This is a genomic window from Pseudomonas sp. BP8 (genome assembly GCF_017875955.1).
GTDB lineage: Bacteria > Pseudomonadota > Gammaproteobacteria > Pseudomonadales > Pseudomonadaceae > Aquipseudomonas.
In genome coordinates this window covers 2,843,591-2,860,167 of record NZ_JAGINK010000001.1, presented here as the reverse complement: position 1 = coordinate 2,860,167, position 16,577 = coordinate 2,843,591, and the positions used below count along the sequence as shown (strand labels likewise).

Annotated in this window: 15 protein-coding genes; 7 read left to right on the top strand and 8 right to left on the bottom strand. The window is 61.2% G+C overall.

The features are described from left to right. Window positions 1-68: 68 nt before the first annotated feature. The 7 genes from J3B00_RS12495 to J3B00_RS12465 all read right to left on the bottom strand — a co-directional run bounded on the left by J3B00_RS12495 (window position 69) and on the right by J3B00_RS12465 (window position 8,290). The gene (locus J3B00_RS12495; protein ID WP_209867800.1) at window positions 69-845 is read right to left on the bottom strand and encodes an ABC transporter ATP-binding protein; all 777 of its coding nucleotides are present in this window, start codon (window positions 843-845) and stop codon (window positions 69-71) included. 10 nt (window positions 846-855) lie between these two features. After that, window positions 856-1,695: an ABC transporter ATP-binding protein gene (locus J3B00_RS12490; protein WP_209867799.1), complete on the bottom strand. Its 840-nt coding sequence runs from the start codon at window positions 1,693-1,695 to the stop codon at window positions 856-858. Window positions 1,696-1,706: 11 nt separating this feature from the next. Next, the gene (locus tag J3B00_RS12485; protein ID WP_209867798.1) at window positions 1,707-2,624 is read right to left on the bottom strand and encodes an ABC transporter permease; all 918 of its coding nucleotides are present in this window, start codon (window positions 2,622-2,624) and stop codon (window positions 1,707-1,709) included. A gap of 62 nt (window positions 2,625-2,686) precedes the next feature. Beyond that, entirely contained in the window at window positions 2,687-4,297 is a 1,611-nt protein-coding gene (locus J3B00_RS12480; RefSeq protein WP_209867797.1) for an ABC transporter substrate-binding protein, read from the bottom strand. 55 nt (window positions 4,298-4,352) lie between these two features. Further along, the gene (locus J3B00_RS12475) at window positions 4,353-5,390 is read right to left on the bottom strand and encodes an ABC transporter permease (RefSeq protein WP_209867796.1); all 1,038 of its coding nucleotides are present in this window, start codon (window positions 5,388-5,390) and stop codon (window positions 4,353-4,355) included. A gap of 65 nt (window positions 5,391-5,455) precedes the next feature. Continuing rightward, window positions 5,456-7,066: an ABC transporter substrate-binding protein gene (locus J3B00_RS12470; RefSeq protein ID WP_209867795.1), complete on the bottom strand. Its 1,611-nt coding sequence runs from the start codon at window positions 7,064-7,066 to the stop codon at window positions 5,456-5,458. A gap of 69 nt (window positions 7,067-7,135) precedes the next feature. After that, the gene (locus tag J3B00_RS12465) at window positions 7,136-8,290 is read right to left on the bottom strand and encodes a mandelate racemase family protein (protein WP_209867794.1); all 1,155 of its coding nucleotides are present in this window, start codon (window positions 8,288-8,290) and stop codon (window positions 7,136-7,138) included. Window positions 8,291-8,649: 359 nt separating this feature from the next. Between J3B00_RS12465 and J3B00_RS12460 the strand changes: the two genes are divergently transcribed. The 6 genes from J3B00_RS12460 to J3B00_RS12435 all read left to right on the top strand — a co-directional run bounded on the left by J3B00_RS12460 (window position 8,650) and on the right by J3B00_RS12435 (window position 13,894). After that, window positions 8,650-9,375 (top strand): oligogalacturonate-specific porin KdgM family protein, encoded by a 726-nt coding sequence (locus J3B00_RS12460; protein ID WP_209867793.1) that lies wholly within the window; start codon window positions 8,650-8,652, stop codon window positions 9,373-9,375. Window positions 9,376-9,459: 84 nt separating this feature from the next. Beyond that, the gene (locus J3B00_RS12455; RefSeq protein WP_209867792.1) at window positions 9,460-10,287 is read left to right on the top strand and encodes an NAD(P)-dependent oxidoreductase; all 828 of its coding nucleotides are present in this window, start codon (window positions 9,460-9,462) and stop codon (window positions 10,285-10,287) included. 15 nt (window positions 10,288-10,302) lie between these two features. After that, window positions 10,303-11,196, top strand: a complete 894-nt coding sequence (locus J3B00_RS12450; RefSeq protein WP_209867791.1) for an SMP-30/gluconolactonase/LRE family protein — start codon at window positions 10,303-10,305, stop codon at window positions 11,194-11,196. A 532-nt stretch (window positions 11,197-11,728) separates the two neighbouring features. Then, a complete protein-coding gene (locus tag J3B00_RS12445; RefSeq protein ID WP_209867790.1) occupies window positions 11,729-12,475 on the top strand; it encodes a hypothetical protein in 747 nt (248 codons plus the stop codon). A 73-nt stretch (window positions 12,476-12,548) separates the two neighbouring features. Beyond that, a complete protein-coding gene (locus J3B00_RS12440) occupies window positions 12,549-13,319 on the top strand; it encodes an SDR family NAD(P)-dependent oxidoreductase (RefSeq protein ID WP_209867789.1) in 771 nt (256 codons plus the stop codon). A 233-nt stretch (window positions 13,320-13,552) separates the two neighbouring features. Beyond that, a complete protein-coding gene (locus J3B00_RS12435; RefSeq protein ID WP_245362541.1) occupies window positions 13,553-13,894 on the top strand; it encodes a hypothetical protein in 342 nt (113 codons plus the stop codon). A gap of 136 nt (window positions 13,895-14,030) precedes the next feature. Here J3B00_RS12435 and J3B00_RS12430 read toward each other — a convergent pair whose 3' ends face one another. Then, window positions 14,031-15,884: an ABC transporter ATP-binding protein gene (locus J3B00_RS12430; protein WP_209867787.1), complete on the bottom strand. Its 1,854-nt coding sequence runs from the start codon at window positions 15,882-15,884 to the stop codon at window positions 14,031-14,033. 175 nt (window positions 15,885-16,059) lie between these two features. Between J3B00_RS12430 and J3B00_RS12425 the strand changes: the two genes are divergently transcribed. Continuing rightward, complete coding sequence (locus J3B00_RS12425) at window positions 16,060-16,563, top strand: hypothetical protein (protein ID WP_209867786.1); 504 nt, start codon at window positions 16,060-16,062, stop codon at window positions 16,561-16,563. The last annotated feature ends 14 nt before the right edge of the window (window positions 16,564-16,577 follow it).

Genomic DNA, 16,577 nt, shown 5'->3' with positions numbered 1-16,577 from the left:
GGTGCGGGCCTCTTCCTGTAGGAGCGGGCTTGCCCCGCGAAGAGGCCCGCACCGCCAACAACAGGTATTCAGGCTGACGCAACGCGCGGCGATTCCGCACTGAAATCACGACTGGCCTGTACCAGCATGCGGGTGTACTCGTGACTGGCCAGGTCCTGGCTCAGCGCCTGGCTATCCAGGCGCTCGACGATCCGTCCCTGCTGCATCACCGCGACCTTGTCGCACAGGTGGCTGACCACGCCCAGGTCGTGGGTCACCATCAGGTAGGTGAGCTTCTCGCGCTGACGCAGGTCGGCCAGCAGGTTGAGGATTTCGGCCTGCACCGAGACATCGAGCGCCGAGGTCGGCTCATCCAGCAGTAACACACGCGGCTCGAGAATCAATGCGCGGGCAATCGCCACACGCTGGCGTTGACCACCGGACAACTGGTGCGGGTAGCGATAACGGAAGCTGTCGTTCAGACCGACCTTGACCAGAATGTCGTTGATCCGGTCATCGCGATCGCCAATACCGTGGATGGTCAGCGGCTCGCGCAGCGCGGTGTCGATGGTGTGCCGCGGGTGCAGTGAACCATAGGGGTCCTGGAAGACCATCTGCACCTTGCGAAAGTGTTCCTTGCTGAGCTTGTGCTCCAGCGGCGCGCCGGCAATGCTCAACGACCCGCTCCAGTGCCGATACTGGCCAGCCAGGCAGCGCAGCACGGTGGTCTTGCCCGAGCCCGACTCGCCGACCAGGCCGAACGACTCACCGTCTTCGACGGTCAGGTCGACGTCGTGCAGCACCTTGTTGAGGGTAGAGCCAAGGCCGAAGCTCAGGTTCAGCGATTGTGCTTGGATCATGGACATGTCAGTTACCTCAGCAGGTGAGCCAGAGCGGGTCGCGTTGCAGCACCGGCAAGCGCGGGCGGCGGTTGTCCATGCTCGGCAAGGCCGCCAGCAGGCCACGGGTATAAGGGTGTTCGGCGTACTGCAGATCGCATGCGGCAAGCGACTCGACCACTCGCCCGGCGTACATCACCAGCACCCGGTCGCAGTAGTTGCGTACCAGGTTGAGGTCGTGGCTGACAAAAATCAGCCCCATCTGCTGCTCGACCACCAGCTCTTCGAGGACATTGAGCACCTGCTGGCGCACCGATACGTCGAGCGCCGAAGTCGGCTCGTCGGCGATGATCACTTCCGGATTGGTGATCACCATCATGGCGATCATGATGCGCTGGCCCATGCCGCCGCTGACTTCATGCGGGTACAGGTTGTAGACCCGTTTCGGGTCACGAATATGGACCTTTTCCAGCATCAGCAAGACCCGCTCGCGGGCCTCGCTGCGGCTGGCCTTGTGGTGCGCAAGATACGCCTCGGCGATCTGGTCGCCGACTTTTACCACCGGGTTGAGCGAATACTTGGGGTCTTGCATGATCATCGAGATGCGCTGGCCACGGATCTTCTGCATGGCCTTTTCACTGGCGCTGAGCAGGTCGACATCACCGAACTGCAGGGCCTTGGCGGTGATCTGCGTGCTGCCCGGATGCAGCTTGAGCAAGCTGCGGCCGACGGTCGACTTGCCCGAGCCGGACTCGCCGACAATGGCCAGCTTTTCCCGACCCAGGGTGAACGACACATCACGCACCGCGTGCATTTCTTTCTTGCCGTTGACGAAGCGCACATTGAGCGAATCGACATTGAGTTTGAGCGTCGACATAGAGCCTCCAGTTATTCGCTACGCGGGTCGAGAATGTCCCGCAGGCCGTCGCCCAACAGGTTGAACGCCAGGCTCACCAGCATGATCGCCGCACCCGGCACCGCTACCAGCCACCAGCACTCGAGCATGTAGCGTCGGCCGGTCGAGATCATTGCGCCCCACTCTGGCAGCGGCGCCTGCGCGCCCAGGCCAAGGAAGCCCAGCGCCGCAGCGGTGAGGATGATCCCGGCCATGTTCATGGTCAGGCGGATGATCACCGACGACAGGCACATCGGCACGATGTGGCGCAGGATGATCCGCGTCGACGAAGCGCCCTGCAGCTCGACCGCCACAACAAAGTCGGCCTTGCGCAGGGAGAGGGTTTCAGCCCGCGCCAGGCGCGCGATCGGCGGCCAGGAGGTAAGCGCGATGGCAACCACGGCATGTTCCAGGCCAGGGCCGAGGGCAGCGATGAACGCCAGCGCCAGGACCAGGCTGGGGAACGAAATGAAGATGTCGGTGATACGCATGAACACGGTATCGACGATGCCGCCGAAGTACCCCGAAACGGTACCGATGAACAACCCGATCGGGCCGACGATGACGGTCACCAGGGTAATGATGTAGAGGGTGATGCGTGAGCCGTATACCAGTCGGCTGAAGATATCTCGGCCGTACTCATCGGTGCCGAACCAGTGCGCGGCACCAGGGGCCTGCAGGGCGTTGGCGAGGTTCTGCACAACCGGGTCGTGGGTGGCGATCCAGGGCGCGAAAGTGGCTACCACGACCAGCAGCATGGCCACCAGCAACCCGGCCAGGGTCATCGGGTTGCGCAGCAGGTGGCGGAGCACCCGCAGGCTGCTTTTGTAGAAGGCGTCGAGGCTGGAAGCAGGCGTGTTATCGGCCTGCGGCTTGGCAGTTGCTTCAGTAGAAGACATGTTGGCAATCATCGGCATGTTCTCGAGGTGAAATCATGGCCGCCCGGAGCGCCCGCAGGCGCTCCCGACAGGATTCAGCGTTGCTTGTAGACGCCCAGGTAGCGGGTCGCCTCGGCGTCATCGCCGGTGAAGCCCTTGACGTCCACCGCGCTTACCGCCGTGTCGGTCATCTGCGAGATCATCATGATCGGCCCGGCCTGTTCGTCGTAGCGCTGCTGGGCCTGGTGGTAGAGGCTCACGCGCTTGCTGGCATCGCGCTCGACGCCGGCCCGATCGATCAGCTCGTTGAGCTGTTGATCGAAGAACGACGCCCGCCAGCCCTGGAAGTTGGGCAAGCCGGCCGCATCGCTGTTATCCGGGTTGTAGACAAACGTGCGCAGGCTGAAGTACGGGTGCGGATAGCGCTCGGCACCGCGCGCCACGATCATCTCGAAGTTGCGTGCGCGCATGGCGCCGTAGACCTGGTTGCCGGTGCCGGTGACGATGTTGGCCTTGATCCCGCCTTCGGCGAGGGTCGCCTGCATGCGCGCGGCGATGTCGATGAACGGCGGCTCGGACAGGGTCCGGATGGTGGTGGTAAAGCCCTGTGGATAGCCGGCTTCGCTCAGCAGCGCCTTGGCCTTGGCAACGTCGAGATGGTAGCCAGGGTCAGGCAGGCGAGCGTCGAGGCCGAGCTGCATCGGTTGCTGGTTGAGCGTGCCGTAGTGCGGCATGACTTGCTCGTCGATGCCCTTGTAGTCGATCAGGTTGCGCACCGCTTCGCGGACTTTCTGCTTGGCGAATTCGGGTTGCTTCATGCTCATCGCCACGTAGTACATGGTGCCGCGTTGCAGTGCCTGGACCTGCAGCTTGGGCGAGCTTTCGATGGCCTTGATGTCGGGCGCAGCCATGCCATAGGCAAGGTCCAGGTCACCGCGTTCGAGCATCAGGCGCAGCGACTGCGACTCGGTCATGTGCCGTACCAGCACCCGCTTCATCTTCGCCGGGCCGCCCCAGTAGCCGTCAAAACGGGTCATCACCAGCGAGTCGTTGGCGCTCCACTTGGTCAGGGTGAACGGGCCGCTGCCGGCCTCGTTGGTGACCAGCCAGGCGGCGCCGAGGTCGCCGTTCTTCTCGTGCTTCAAGGCCTCCTGACGGTCGACGATGACCGCGCTGGGCGAAATCGCCAGCGAATCGATCAGCAACAGCGGGTCGGTCGGTTGTGGCAGGTCGACCACCAGCGTGTGCGCATCGGTGGCGCGGATCAGCCCCTGAATGTTGTCGACGCTGTAGCCGTAAGCCTTCCAGGTGGTGGCCAGGCCGAAGTTGAGCTTCATCACCCGGTACAGCGACCAGGCAACGTCTTCGGCGGTCAGCGGGTTGCCGGAGTGGAACTTGACGTCGTCACGCAGGTGGAAGGTGACCTGCTTGCCGTCTTCGCTGATGTCCCAGCGCTCGGCCAGCTGTGGCAGGTGTTTTTCCGGGTTGCCCTGGTCGCGTTTGATCAGTGTGTCGTAGAGGTTGGCGTTGACCCCGGAGGCATCCAGGCCCGGGGCGTTGGCCGGGTCGATGGAGAACAGGTTGACCATGCTCATGCCGACGATCAACTGGTCGGCGGGCGTTTTCGCCTGCGCCGCAGCCATCGGGCCGAGTGCCAGGATCGTGCCCAGCAGGCTCAGGCGCAGGATCGGAAATACAGTTTTCATGTGGGCGTCCTTCTTTTTATAGTTATGCAATGTGTTCGCGCTGGCCGCGCGCGGCTTAGCGGGTCCTTGGATCGAACACCTTGTACAGGGCATCGCTGATCAGGTTCAGGGCAACGAAGATCAGGCCGATCACCAGCACACAGCCCATCACCGCGTTCATGTCACCGAGCATCAGGCTGCTGGTCAGGTACTGGCCAAAGCCGGGCCAGGCAAACACGGTTTCGATCAGTACCGCACCTTCGAGCAGCGAGCCATAGGCCAGCGCGACCACGGTCAGCAGCTGCACGAGGATGTTGCGAAACGCGTGACCCCAGACCACCTGACGACGCGACAGGCCCTTGACCCGGGCGGTGATGATGTACTCCTGGGACAACTGCTCGAGCATGAAACTGCGGGTCATGCGGCTGATGTAGGCGACCGAGTTGAGGCCGAGGATCAGCGCCGGCAGAACGATGTGCCGCAGCGCACTGGTAAAGGCTTCCCAGTCGCCGGCCAGGGCCGTGTCGATCAGCAGCAGGCCGGTCACGTCTGGCACCATGCCGTCGTAGGCAAGATCGATGCGCCCTGCCCCGCCGGCCCAACCGAGCCAGGCATAGAACACCAACAGGCCCATCATGCCGACCCAGAAGATCGGCGTGGAGTAGCCGAACAGGGTAATCACCCGCGCCAGATGGTCGCCTACACGACCCTGGTTGCTGGCCGCGACCACACCCAGCGGCAAGCCGATGACGATGCCGAACAGGATCGCCAGCGTGGCCAGTTCGATGGTCGCCGGGAACACCCGCTTGATGTCTTCGAGCACCGGGTGGCCGGTGAGCAGCGCGTTGCCAAAGTCACCGTGAAGCAAATCGTTGAGGTACAGGCCAAACTGGGTCCAGATCGGTTTGTCCAGGCCCATTGCCCGGTACACCTGGTCGTAGGTGGAGCTGTCGGCGTCCGGACCGACCACGGCCAGCACCGGGTCCAGCGGCATCACCCGACCAATGAAGAAGGTCAGCGCCAGCAGACCCAGCAAGGTCACCAGGACCGTGCTGGCCCGGCGGGCAGTTCCAGACACACGGGTGCCCAGCACAGAGGCAGTCGAAAGCAACATAACAGGCTCCTGAAAATGCGTTCAGCAAACACCGAGGGTGCGGGGCGCGTACGCCCCGGTCCCGCTCATCGCGACTTGTAGACGTCTTTGTAGCGGGTGGTGGCCGCGCTGTGGGTCTGGTAATCCTGAACGTCGTGGTACACCACCACGGTGTCAGTCATCTGCGACACCGGCAGGATCGCGCCCACCTGCTCATCCAGGGTCTTCTGGATCTGCTGGTACTGGGCCAGTTGCCGAGCCTTGTCGGGCTCGACTTCGGCCTGTTCGATCAGGCTGTTCAACTCCGGGCTGTAGAACGACGTGCGCCAGCCCTGGAAGTTGCTCAGCTTGGCTTCATCGCGGTTGTCCGGGTTGTACACCAGGGTGCGCAGGCTCGAATGCGGATGGCGCTCGGCGCCGCCGCCACCGCGACCAACCAGAATGTCGAAGCTGCGTTCGCGCATGGCACCGTAGATCTGGTTGCCGGTGCCAGTGACGATGGTGGCCTGGATGCCGGCCTGGGCCAGGGTCGCTTGCAGGCTGGAGGCGATATTGATGAACGGCGGCTCGGTGAGCACGCGGATGGTGGTCTTGAAGCCGTTCGGGTAACCGGCGTCGGCGAGCAGTTTTTTCGCCTCGGCTACGTTCAGGCTGTAGCCAGGGTCGTCCAGCCGGGCCGGCAAGCCGAGTGGAAGCGGGCGCTGGTTGAGCTGGCCATAGTGCGGCATGACCGTCTGGTTGATGCCTTGATAATCGATCAGCGAACGCACCGCACGGCGCACACGGGCGTCATCGTACGGCTTTTGTTTGACGCTCAGCGCCACGTAGTAGAGGGTGCCGCGCTGCACGGTCTGGGTACGGACCTTGTCCGACTTCTCCAGCGCTTCGATATCCGGCGCCGACATGCCCTTGGCAAGGTCCAGGTCGCCGCGCTCGACCATCAGGCGCAACGACTGCGACTCGGTCATGTTGCGCATGACAACGCGCTTGAGCTTGGCCGGGCCACCCCAGTAACCGTCAAAGCGGGTCATCAGGATGACGTCGTTGGCGCGCCAGTCATTGAGAATGAACGGGCCGCTGCCGGCGGCGTGGGTAGTCAGCCAGGCGCCGCCCATGTCGTCGCCCTTCTGGTGTTGCTGGACCACCTTGCGGTCGAGAATGAATGCGCTGGGCGAAGTCGCCAGGGTGTTGAGCACCAGCATCGGGTCGGTCGGGCGCGGCAGGTCGATGACGAAGGTGTGCTCATCGGTGGCGCGCATGTGCTGGGCAACGTTGCCTGCGGTGAAGCCGTAGGCCTTCCAGGTCGAGGCCAGGGCCAGGTTGAGTTTGATCACGCGCTGCAGGGACCAGGCGACGTCTTCGGCACTCAGCGGATTACCAGACTGAAAGTTGACGCCCTGGCGCAGGTTGAAGGTAAGGGTCTTGCGGTCATCACTGACCTGCCAGCTGGTGGCCAGCGCCGGGACGAGCTGGTCCGGCTGCTTGACGTCCTGGACCAGCAGCATGTCGTAGAGGTTGGCGTTGACCTCCGAGACATCCAGCCCGGTGGCCGCGGCCGGGTCGAGTGAGAGCAGGTTGATCATGCTCATGCCGACGATCAACTGGTCGGCGGGGGTCTTGGCGAACGCAGCAGGCACCGAAGTCATCGCCAGCGAAGCAGCCAGGACCCCCGCCCAGAATTTGGGGAGAACGCTCATGTGAGATTGCCTTTTTATAGTTATTGGACTCTCGGGCGGCACGCGATGGCGCGTGCCGCCATGCACGAATCAGAAGCTGTGTAGCGTATTGGTTTCGACGTAGTCGAAGTCGATCTCCTCGCCCAGGCCTGGCAGGTCGGACAGGTGCACGAAGCCGTCCTCGTCCATAGGGTCGACCAGGCGCTTGAGGTAAGCCGGAACCTCGTCGTAGTTGAGGAACGGGTGCAGCAGGCCACGCTCGTACCACGTGCAGTTCTTGATCGCGCCGACCACGGCCAGGTTGGCCGCGCCGTTACCGTGGATCTCGCAGTCCATGCCGAACGACTCGGCCATGTGCGCGACCTTCAGGCACGGTGCAATACCGCCGACACCGGCCACGCCGGCGCGCAGGATGTCACAGACATCGTTCTTCACCCAGCTGGCGCGGCTCAGGTGTTTGCCACCGAGGCTTTCCGGGCCCAGTACAGGGATGTCCAACTGACCCGACAGCCACGCGTAGGACTCGGCCGAGTCTTCCATCATCGGCTCTTCGAACCAGGCAAAATTGAGCTTCTCCAGGGCCCGGCCAACGGTCAGGGCTTCGGTGCGGCTGTACCAGTGGTAGCCATCGATCATCAGCGCGATGTCTGGACCGACCGCTTCACGCACCGCAGCACAGGCCTTGATGTCCATGCTCACGCTCGGCGCGAACGACACCGGTGGCATCCAGGTGTGCAGCTTGATTGCCTTGTAGCCGCGCTTGACCAAGGTCTCGGCAAAACGGCCGTACTCTTCCGGCGTCGACAGGCCGCCCGGCAGCTCGTCACCACACATGGTCGAACCGTACGCCGGCACCTTGTCGCGGTAGCCGCCGATCAGCTTGTGCACTGGCACATTCAGCTTGCGCCCGGCCCAGTCCCACAGCGCCTGTTCGACCAGCGCCAGGGCGCGATCGGTCAGCTGGCTGGCGCTGCCGCGCTGCCAGTGAGCGAGGTCGTGCCAGATCTTCTCGCGGTCGAAGGCATTGGCGCCAACCAACACCTTGCGTACGAAACCGTCCAGCACATAGGGACGGATCAGTTCAGGCGCGCCGAAGGCAAAACCTTCATTACCGCATTCAGTCTTGATCCGCAGCAGGGCCATCTTGGCCTGGGTGACATCGCCCGGGTGGGCATGGCCGGCACTGTCTACAGCGCGGCGCGTGGGGTAGGAAAAAACCTGGACGTTAACAGCAGTGATGATCATGGACGTCTGAGCCTTCTTATTGGATTTGTGGCGGGTGAGTCACGCTCTGGAGACGATCCTACGTCATCATACAACTTTTGAAAAGCACCCCTTTAAAACTTTCCAAACCCACCCCTGAAGGCCCATTTTTTTGCGAATCACGACACATAACGGCCGATAATAATCCAATATATCCCTTGTAAAGCCCGCGCTAGAGCCATCAAAATTAGTCATCCGACAACATCTTAAGAACTCGTAGACAACCTAAAAGTTGTACGATAACTTTAGCCACCTCTGAACGCGGCGCCTGCCCTCGACCGCATCAGATAGCTACAACCCGCCTCAAAACGACCTCAACAAAAACAAAAAAAGAAGATCGCATGAAGACCACACTCCGCACGCTCATTGCTGTCAGCACGCTCGGCCTGTCTTTCTATGCTTGCGCAGACTCGGCCAGCATCAACTACCGCCACGGCTTCACCGAAGACGACAGCATCCACTCTGATCGGATCAAGCTGAATTACCGGATGGACAGCGGCCTGGGTTTCGCCGCCGAGATCAAATACAAGACGGCTGGCGACCGCGAAGACGTCGCGTACGACAACATGGTCAACAACGGCCATGAGTTCACCGTGGACTACAACTACAAGTTGAGCCCCAAGTCGACCCTGACCCCAGCGTTCCAGATGGACAGCTCCAAGGATGCCACCGCCTACAAGTTCGGCTTGAAGTACAGCTACAAGATCAGCGACACCTGGTACGTCGCCACTCGCGTACGGCATGACGCGCGCAACCTCGACCGCGACCAGATCGATCACTCCTGGGCAGATCGCGCCAAGGACAACCAGAACACCACCCGTCTCGAAGGCTGGCTTGGCTACACGCCCAAAGGCCCATGGGCGTTCGAATACCAGTACATCTACTTCGACACCGACTACATCCGCTACGACAACAAGAAAAGCGACTACGAGCAGAACCTGATCATCAAATACAAGCTCAACAAGCAGTGGGCACCGTTCATGGAAGTGGGTGACATCAAGGTCAAATCCACCACCGACGATCGCCAGGCCCGCTGGCGCCTGGGCATCCAGTACAACTTCATGTAATGCCCCGCGACCGGGCGGCCTGTGCGGTTGCCCGGCGTTGGCAGACGACGACATTCAATGGACTTTCAATCAGAGGCGCCCGCCATGACCACACCCTCCACCGCCCCGCGCAAACCCTTCAACCGCCTGCTGCTAACCGGCGCTGCCGGCGGGCTGGGGCAGATCCTGCGCGAAGCGCTGCAAGCACACGCCAACGTCGTGCGCGCCTCCGATATCAGCCCGATGGCTCCGCCGGCGGGCGACCATGAAGAAGTGATTACCTGCAACCTGGCAGACAAGGCCGGCGTTCTCGCTCTGGCCCAGGACGTGGACGCCATCGTCCACCTCGGCGGAATCTCCACCGAGCGCGCTTTCGAAGAGATCCTCGACGCCAATATTCGTGGCACCTTTCATGTCTATGAAGCCGCGCGCAAGCTGGGGATCAAGCGGGTGGTCTTTGCCAGCTCCAACCATGTCACCGGTTTCTACCCACAGGACGAGCAGCTCGACGCGCAGTCGCCGCGGCGCCCGGACTGCTATTACGGGTTGTCCAAGTCGTATGGGGAAGACCTCGCCACCTTCTACTTCCATCGCTACGGCATCGAGACGGTAAGCCTGCGCATCGGTTCATCGTTCCCTGAACCACGCAACCTGCGCATGCTTTCAACCTGGCTGAGCTACGCGGACCTTGCCCACCTGGTGGAGCGTGCGTTGCTTGCCGAGAATGTCGGCCATACCGTGGTCTATGGCGTCTCGGCCAACCGTGACCTGTGGTGGAACAACCGCTACGCCGCGCACCTGGGCTTCAACCCGCAAGACAGCTCGGAGCGTTTTCGCGGCCAGATGGAGCAACTGCCAAAGCCTGCCGCGGATGATCCTAACGCCCGCCTGCAAGGCGGCGCGTTCACTGCCGCCGGCCCTTTTGACGACTGAATGCGGAATCTGCCCATGACTGCCGAATTGATCATCGACGCACGCAACGCCACCGGCGAAAGCCCGGTCTGGCAGCCTGACGAAAATGCCCTGTACTGGGTGGACATCCCCGCCGGACGCCTGCATCGCTGGCAGCTCGACGGCCAGACCAGCGCCTGGCAAGCCGACGAAATGCTCGCCTGTATCGTGCGTAGCCCGCAGGGCCATTGGCTGGGCGCGCAAGAGAGCGGCATATTCCGCCTCACGCCACAGGCCGACGGCCGCCTGCACGCAGAAAAATGCGCCAGCGTCGAACATGCCCGCGACAAGATGCGCTTCAACGACGGCCGCTGTGACCGTCAAGGACGCTTCTGGGCGGGCACGATGCAAACCAACATGGGCGCAGATCCGGTCGGTGCGCTGTACCGCTACGACCCGCAGGCAGCTGGCGCGCCGCAGCCGTTGCACGCGCAACTGCAAGGCCTGACCGTACCCAACGGCATGGCCTTCAGCCCCGATGGCAAGACCTTGTACCTGTCTGACTCGCACCCCAGCGTGCAGCTGATCTGGGCCTTTGACTACGACATCGACAGCGGCACGCCGCATAACCGCAGGGTGTTCGTTGACATGAACCAGCACCCCGGCCGCCCCGATGGCGCCACCGTGGATGCCGAAGGCTGCTACTGGATCTGCGCGATCGATGCCGGGCTGGTGTTGCGCTTTACCCCTGAGGGTCGCCTGGACCGTACGCTGGAGTTGCCGGTGAAAAAGCCGACCATGTGCGCGTTTGGCGGGCCTGGTCTGGATACCTTGTTTGTGACTTCGATTCGGCCGCAGGGTATCGATCTGAGTGATCAGCCGTTGGCTGGGGGGGTATTTGCGTTGAACCCGGGTGTACGGGGGTTGGCTGAACCGTTGGCGCGGGCTTGATCATCGCTAACTCATTGTTTAGCGGAGTCCGCTCCTACAGAAAAAACGCTAACTCATTGATTTAGCGGATCCCTGTAGGAGCGGCGGTGCGGCGATCCGACTTGTCCCGCGAAACCGGCAAAGCCGGTGCCATACACCACGGTGGCTGGGCTGACTCCTCGCGGGGCAAGCTCGCTTCTACAGAAAAAAGACGCTAACTCATTGTTTAAAACGCTCATAAAACCTGCCAAGCCAAACGCAAATGATCATCAACCCAATCACACGTCAACATCCTGTTATCTGAGCACGCTCAGCCACTTACCCCTAATTCTGAAACTTACCCATCAGACAATTAAAAGCAAATAAGCATTAGCGCAACTCATCATTAACTTCATAGTAATCGCACCCTTCACCAACCCTGCAATGCCAGAAAATTGACGTAGAAATCCCGCCAAATAAAGGTGATGTCAAAAAGCCGTACACGGCAAAAAAAGCGTCTATCGTTGAGGATGTCCGGTCTATTCAAGACCCATAGCGTACTGATGGAGTTCTTATGAAAAGAACCAATCTTACTGCGTTAGCCACCCTCTTCTTCGGCGCAAGCTTACCCGCGATATCCAATGCCGCTCCGCCTGAAAAACCTGTAGTTTCAGTGGGTTTATTGGGCAGCTATAGCGTTATGGAATTCACCGGACAGCGCAGCACAAGTAAAGAGTATATGCCCGAAGGCGGTCTATTCTTGAACTTCGGCAACAAGATGACAGCTCGGCAAGGCTTTGTTTATCAAGCAGAAATCAGCGGTCAATACTCTGAACGTCAGGGCCAGCGGGTGAAGGACGCCCAAGCCGATCTCGACATGGGCTGGAGGGTTGCACTGAACGAGAGTAATTCAATCGACCTGTTGCTGGGCGGGGGCTATAAGTGGAATCGTTTACAACCGCACTCCAGCAAGTATGACATTGAACTTACTAGCCGCACCCCCTTCGTTAAAGTTGCGGCAGGTTATAATCACTACTTTAGCAACACCACTGTACGCTTCGAGGCGGGCATCCGAAGAGCACTGCAAGGCGACTCCAAACTCGACATCGAGAACATTTATAATGAAAATATGGACTTGCTAGACACCACCAATCCTTTTGCCGAACTTAGCGTCCTCTTTAATCGGCACGGCACCATTCCTGTAGCGGCCTCGCTGTACTACAACCGCTTCATCTATGACTTGGATGGGCAATATGCGGTTAGCGATTTCGACAAACAAACGCGCAACGAGTATGGCGTTAAGGTCGGTATCGCCTTTTGACCTAACTACAGCCCGTCTGAACATTTGCCCGCATCCGCCGGTCACAGGTTTACTTCACATTGCACGGTGCCCTATGCGCTTGCTTCCCAATCTGCCCACCAACGCCAACGTGCTGATATGCGGTGCAAGTCAGGGGATTGGGCTGGCACTGTGTACAGCCTTGCTCGCTCGCGATGACGTGCAACAGGTCTGCGCGGTATCGCGCCAGGCAACCCGCAGCAGCCAGCTTGCGGTACTGGCCGAGCAACAGGGCCAACGCCTGCTGCGGATCGATTGCGACGCACGCGATGAGCAATCGCTTGCGGCGCTGACGCACACGATCAGTGCCCGTTGCGACCACCTGCACCTGGTGATCAGCACCCTGGGCATTCTCCAACATGAAGGGGCGCGGGCGGAAAAGAGCCTGGCGCAGCTGGACCTCGCTGGCTTGCAGGCCAGCTTCACCCTCAACAGCTTCGCCCCAGTGCTGTTGCTCAAGCACCTGTTGCCACTGCTACGCAGGCAACCGGCAACCTTTGCTGCTCTGTCGGCAAGGGTCGGTTCGATTGGCGACAACCACCTGGGGGGCTGGTACAGCTACCGGGCGAGCAAGGCGGCACTCAATCAACTGCTGCACACGGCAAGTATCGAACTGAAGCGTCTCAACCCAGCGTCGACAGTGCTGTTACTGCACCCCGGCACTACCGACACCAGGCTGTCACAGCCCTTTCAGGCCAACGTGCCCGCCGAGCAGCTGTTCAGCCCGGGATTTGCTGCGCAGTGCATCCTCGAACAGGTGGCCTGCCATGGGCCAGCGGAGAGTGGCACGTTCTGGGCGTGGGATGGCCAGCCAATTAAGTGGTGAGTGTCTGAAGTGGTTGGCCGACAAAATCAAGGTGGGCAATTTTGCGATACATCATGAAAAACATGGTGTATTCAGCCTGATCGACACCAGACGCCCCCATAAACTCACGTTGAAGTAGATCACCAACACGAGTCCACTTTGCTCGAACAGTGCGCACCGCCTGTCTGCACCTGGGCACCTTTATGCCGAGCGCACAGCCCAATGGGTGTAATCATCCAAGCAGGAGCTACATCATGAAACGGCTTCGTCCCTATTCGGTACTGCTTGCCCTGTGCCTGGGCATGAGCGCGCCACTGGCCTTCGCTGCCAGTGACATCCACGACAACAGCGTGGGCTCACCCGGCACGCCAGGTGCAGACAGCAGTGACGGCAGCGTCAATGGGGGCGCACCAAGCGGATCCGGAACACCCGGTGATGCCATGGGCAGTGGTAGCGGTACTGAAAGCAACGATACCGACAGCACCGGTGGCGATGGAACGACTCAAGACAGCGGCAACGGCGACAGCACTCGCGGCGGTGAACATGGTAACGATAGCGGCGCGGATACCGGTGACCGGTCAGGCAGCGGTAGCTGAATTGGCCGGCTTGGCCCGCCTGGTAACCGGAGGCGGCGTTTTGCGATCCGAAGAGAAGAAGGTAGCGAACATAGCCTCACGGATGAACTGAAGTACATGCTGGGGCCGCCGCGCGGCCCTTACCGCCTGGTCGCTGCTAGTCCATCGCTTCGACGACACCTTGATCTTCACCCAGGAAACCGCCGCTCTGGTGCTGCCACAAACGCGCGTACGTGCCGTTCTTCTCGAGCAGCTCGGCGTGGGTACCCTGCTCGATGATGCGCCCGTCATCCATCACGATCAGCCGATCCATGGCCGCGATGGTAGACAGCCGATGGGCGATGGCAATGACAGTCTTGCCCTGCATCATTTCATCGAGGCTTTCCTGGATGGCAACTTCCACTTCCGAGTCCAGGGCGCTGGTGGCCTCGTCCAGGAGTAGGATCGGGGCGTTCTTGAGCATTACCCGGGCGATGGCAATACGTTGCCGCTGGCCTCCCGAGAGCTTGATACCGCGCTCCCCCACCAGGGTGTCATAACCACTACGCCCTTGACGGTCGCTGAGCTGGCTGATGAAACCGTCGGCCTGGGCGTTGGCCGCAGCCGTGCGGATCTGCGCGTCGGTCGCATCCGGGCGGCCGTAGGCAATGTTGTCGCGAATGGAGCGGTGCAGCAGCGAGGTGTCCTGGGTGACCATGCCGATGGCACTGCGCAAGCTGTCTTGGGTTACCTGGGCGATGTTCTGCCCATCGATACGGATTTCACCGCCATCGACATCGTAAAAACGCAGCAGCAGGTTGATCAGGGTGGATTTACCGGCACCGGAGCGGCCCACCAGGCCGATCTTTTCACCCGGACGGATATCCAGGCTGAGACCGTCGAGCACCTGCCGCTCACCGTTGTAGTTGAAGCTCACGTTGGAGAAACTCACCGCACCGCCGGCGGTCTCCAGCACGCCTGCATTCGGCGCATCCTGCACTTTGGGCCCGCGGGTCAGGGTGGCCATGCCGTCCTGCACGGTACCGATGTTTTCGAACAGCGAGGTCATTTGCCACATGATCCAGTGCGACATGCCGTTGATCCGCAGGGCCATCGCGGTGATCGCCGCCACGGCACCCGTGCCGACTTCGCCCTGGTGCCAGAGCCACAGGGCATAGCCGCCTGCGCCCATGATCAGCGCGACCACCAGCGTCTGGTTGACGATTTCGAACTGGCTGACCAGACGCATCTGGCGAAAACCAGTCTGCTTGAAATCTTCCATTGCAGCGCGGGCGAAGTGCGCTTCACGCTTGGAGTGGGAAAACAGTTTCACGGTAGTGATGTTGGTATAGGCGTCCGAGATACGCCCGGTCATCGACGAGCGTGCGTTGGCCTGCTCCTGGCCAACTTTGCCCAAGCGTGGCACGAAGTACAGCATGGCCAGCCCGAACAGCGTGAGCCATGCCAGGAACGGCAGCATCAGTTTCAGGGCGAAACCACCGGCCAAGGCGATGATCGCGATGAAGTACACGCCAATCCCGGGGGCGATCTCGATCAGCGTGAACAGCACTTCGCGCACGGCCAGTGCAGTCTGCATCACTTTGGTGGTGACCCGGCCGGAGAACTCGTCGGAAAAGAACGACAGGCTTTGGCGCAACATCAGGCGATGGAAGTCCCAGCGCAGCCGCAGTGGCAGATTGATCGCCAATACCTGGTGCTGCACCATGGTGCGCAGCGCCACCAGCCCGATACTGACCAGCAGCACGATGCCGATACCCCACAACACGCGACTTTCCTGGCCGTTGATGTCGCCGCCGGCCTGCCAGGCCGAGAGCAGATCAACGACCTGACCAAGGAAGGAAAACAACCAGGCCTCGTAGATCGACACCGCTGCACTGAGCAGTGCCAGCGCAAGGATGTAGCCACGTGCCCCACGCGTGCAGGCCCAGAGGAACCGCGCAAGGCCGACAGGCGGCGGCGGTGCCTCGTCAGGTGGGAAAGGGTCGAGCCTGCGTTCGAAACTGCCGAGCATGGTGATCTCCGAAAGGGTTCAAGTTGAGGAGATTCTGCCATTGAACGGTTGGTTCAAGTATTTTCTGCTTCGCCGCACACTCAGGGTAGCGGCGCATTCTCGGCTGAGCGCCGGGACTGGCTGACGCGCTGGAGGCCTACTAGGGTAAAGGACACGTCACCTGCGAGCATTGTCGATGCGTACTTTCCTGTTGCTGCTCCTTGCCCTGACCTGCACTCATCTTCAGGCTCAGGACCCACTGCCGACGCCCACCACCTGGACGCTCAACGACCAGTTCGACACGGCCTACACCCTTGATCCGCACACCCGCGTGCTGATGATTGCCCGTAGCATGTCCAGTGCGCGCTTGGTCAACAGCGCTGTCGAACACACTCAAGCAGGCTATCTGGAGGCCCGCGGTGTGGTCTTCGTGGCAGACATCGAGAAGCTGCCGAGCCTGGTCCAGTCCATGCTGGTGCCGAGTATGCGTTCGGCGCACTATCGCATCCTGCTGGACCGGGACGGCCAGGTCGCCGAACGCTACGCCGGCGACCGCGACAGTGTTCAGTGGCTGGAGCTGAAAGACGGCAGGGTCGCCCGCGAGCGGCGCTTCAGCGACCTGGCGAGCTTGCGCCAGGCGTTGGCCGGGTTGGCCGCTAATCAACCAGCAGCAGCCGGGAATTCTGCCCAAGCGCAGTAACGCTTCCCGGCCTG

Excerpts from the sequence above, each read along its gene's own strand:
- J3B00_RS12495 (WP_209867800.1), bottom strand. The coding sequence starts at position 845 with ATGTCCATGATCCAAGCACAATCGCTGAACCTGAGCTTCGGCCTTGGC.
- J3B00_RS12490 (WP_209867799.1), bottom strand. The coding sequence starts at position 1,695 with ATGTCGACGCTCAAACTCAATGTCGATTCGCTCAATGTGCGCTTCGTC.
- J3B00_RS12485 (WP_209867798.1), bottom strand. The coding sequence starts at position 2,624 with ATGATTGCCAACATGTCTTCTACTGAAGCAACTGCCAAGCCGCAGGCC.
- J3B00_RS12480 (WP_209867797.1), bottom strand. The coding sequence starts at position 4,297 with ATGAAAACTGTATTTCCGATCCTGCGCCTGAGCCTGCTGGGCACGATC.
- J3B00_RS12475 (WP_209867796.1), bottom strand. The coding sequence starts at position 5,390 with ATGTTGCTTTCGACTGCCTCTGTGCTGGGCACCCGTGTGTCTGGAACT.
- J3B00_RS12470 (WP_209867795.1), bottom strand. The coding sequence starts at position 7,066 with ATGAGCGTTCTCCCCAAATTCTGGGCGGGGGTCCTGGCTGCTTCGCTG.
- J3B00_RS12465 (WP_209867794.1), bottom strand. The coding sequence starts at position 8,290 with ATGATCATCACTGCTGTTAACGTCCAGGTTTTTTCCTACCCCACGCGC.
- J3B00_RS12460 (WP_209867793.1), top strand. The coding sequence starts at position 8,650 with ATGAAGACCACACTCCGCACGCTCATTGCTGTCAGCACGCTCGGCCTG.
- J3B00_RS12455 (WP_209867792.1), top strand. The coding sequence starts at position 9,460 with ATGACCACACCCTCCACCGCCCCGCGCAAACCCTTCAACCGCCTGCTG.
- J3B00_RS12450 (WP_209867791.1), top strand. The coding sequence starts at position 10,303 with ATGACTGCCGAATTGATCATCGACGCACGCAACGCCACCGGCGAAAGC.
- J3B00_RS12445 (WP_209867790.1), top strand. The coding sequence starts at position 11,729 with ATGAAAAGAACCAATCTTACTGCGTTAGCCACCCTCTTCTTCGGCGCA.
- J3B00_RS12440 (WP_209867789.1), top strand. The coding sequence starts at position 12,549 with ATGCGCTTGCTTCCCAATCTGCCCACCAACGCCAACGTGCTGATATGC.
- J3B00_RS12435 (WP_245362541.1), top strand. The coding sequence starts at position 13,553 with ATGAAACGGCTTCGTCCCTATTCGGTACTGCTTGCCCTGTGCCTGGGC.
- J3B00_RS12430 (WP_209867787.1), bottom strand. The coding sequence starts at position 15,884 with ATGCTCGGCAGTTTCGAACGCAGGCTCGACCCTTTCCCACCTGACGAG.
- J3B00_RS12425 (WP_209867786.1), top strand. The coding sequence starts at position 16,060 with ATGCGTACTTTCCTGTTGCTGCTCCTTGCCCTGACCTGCACTCATCTT.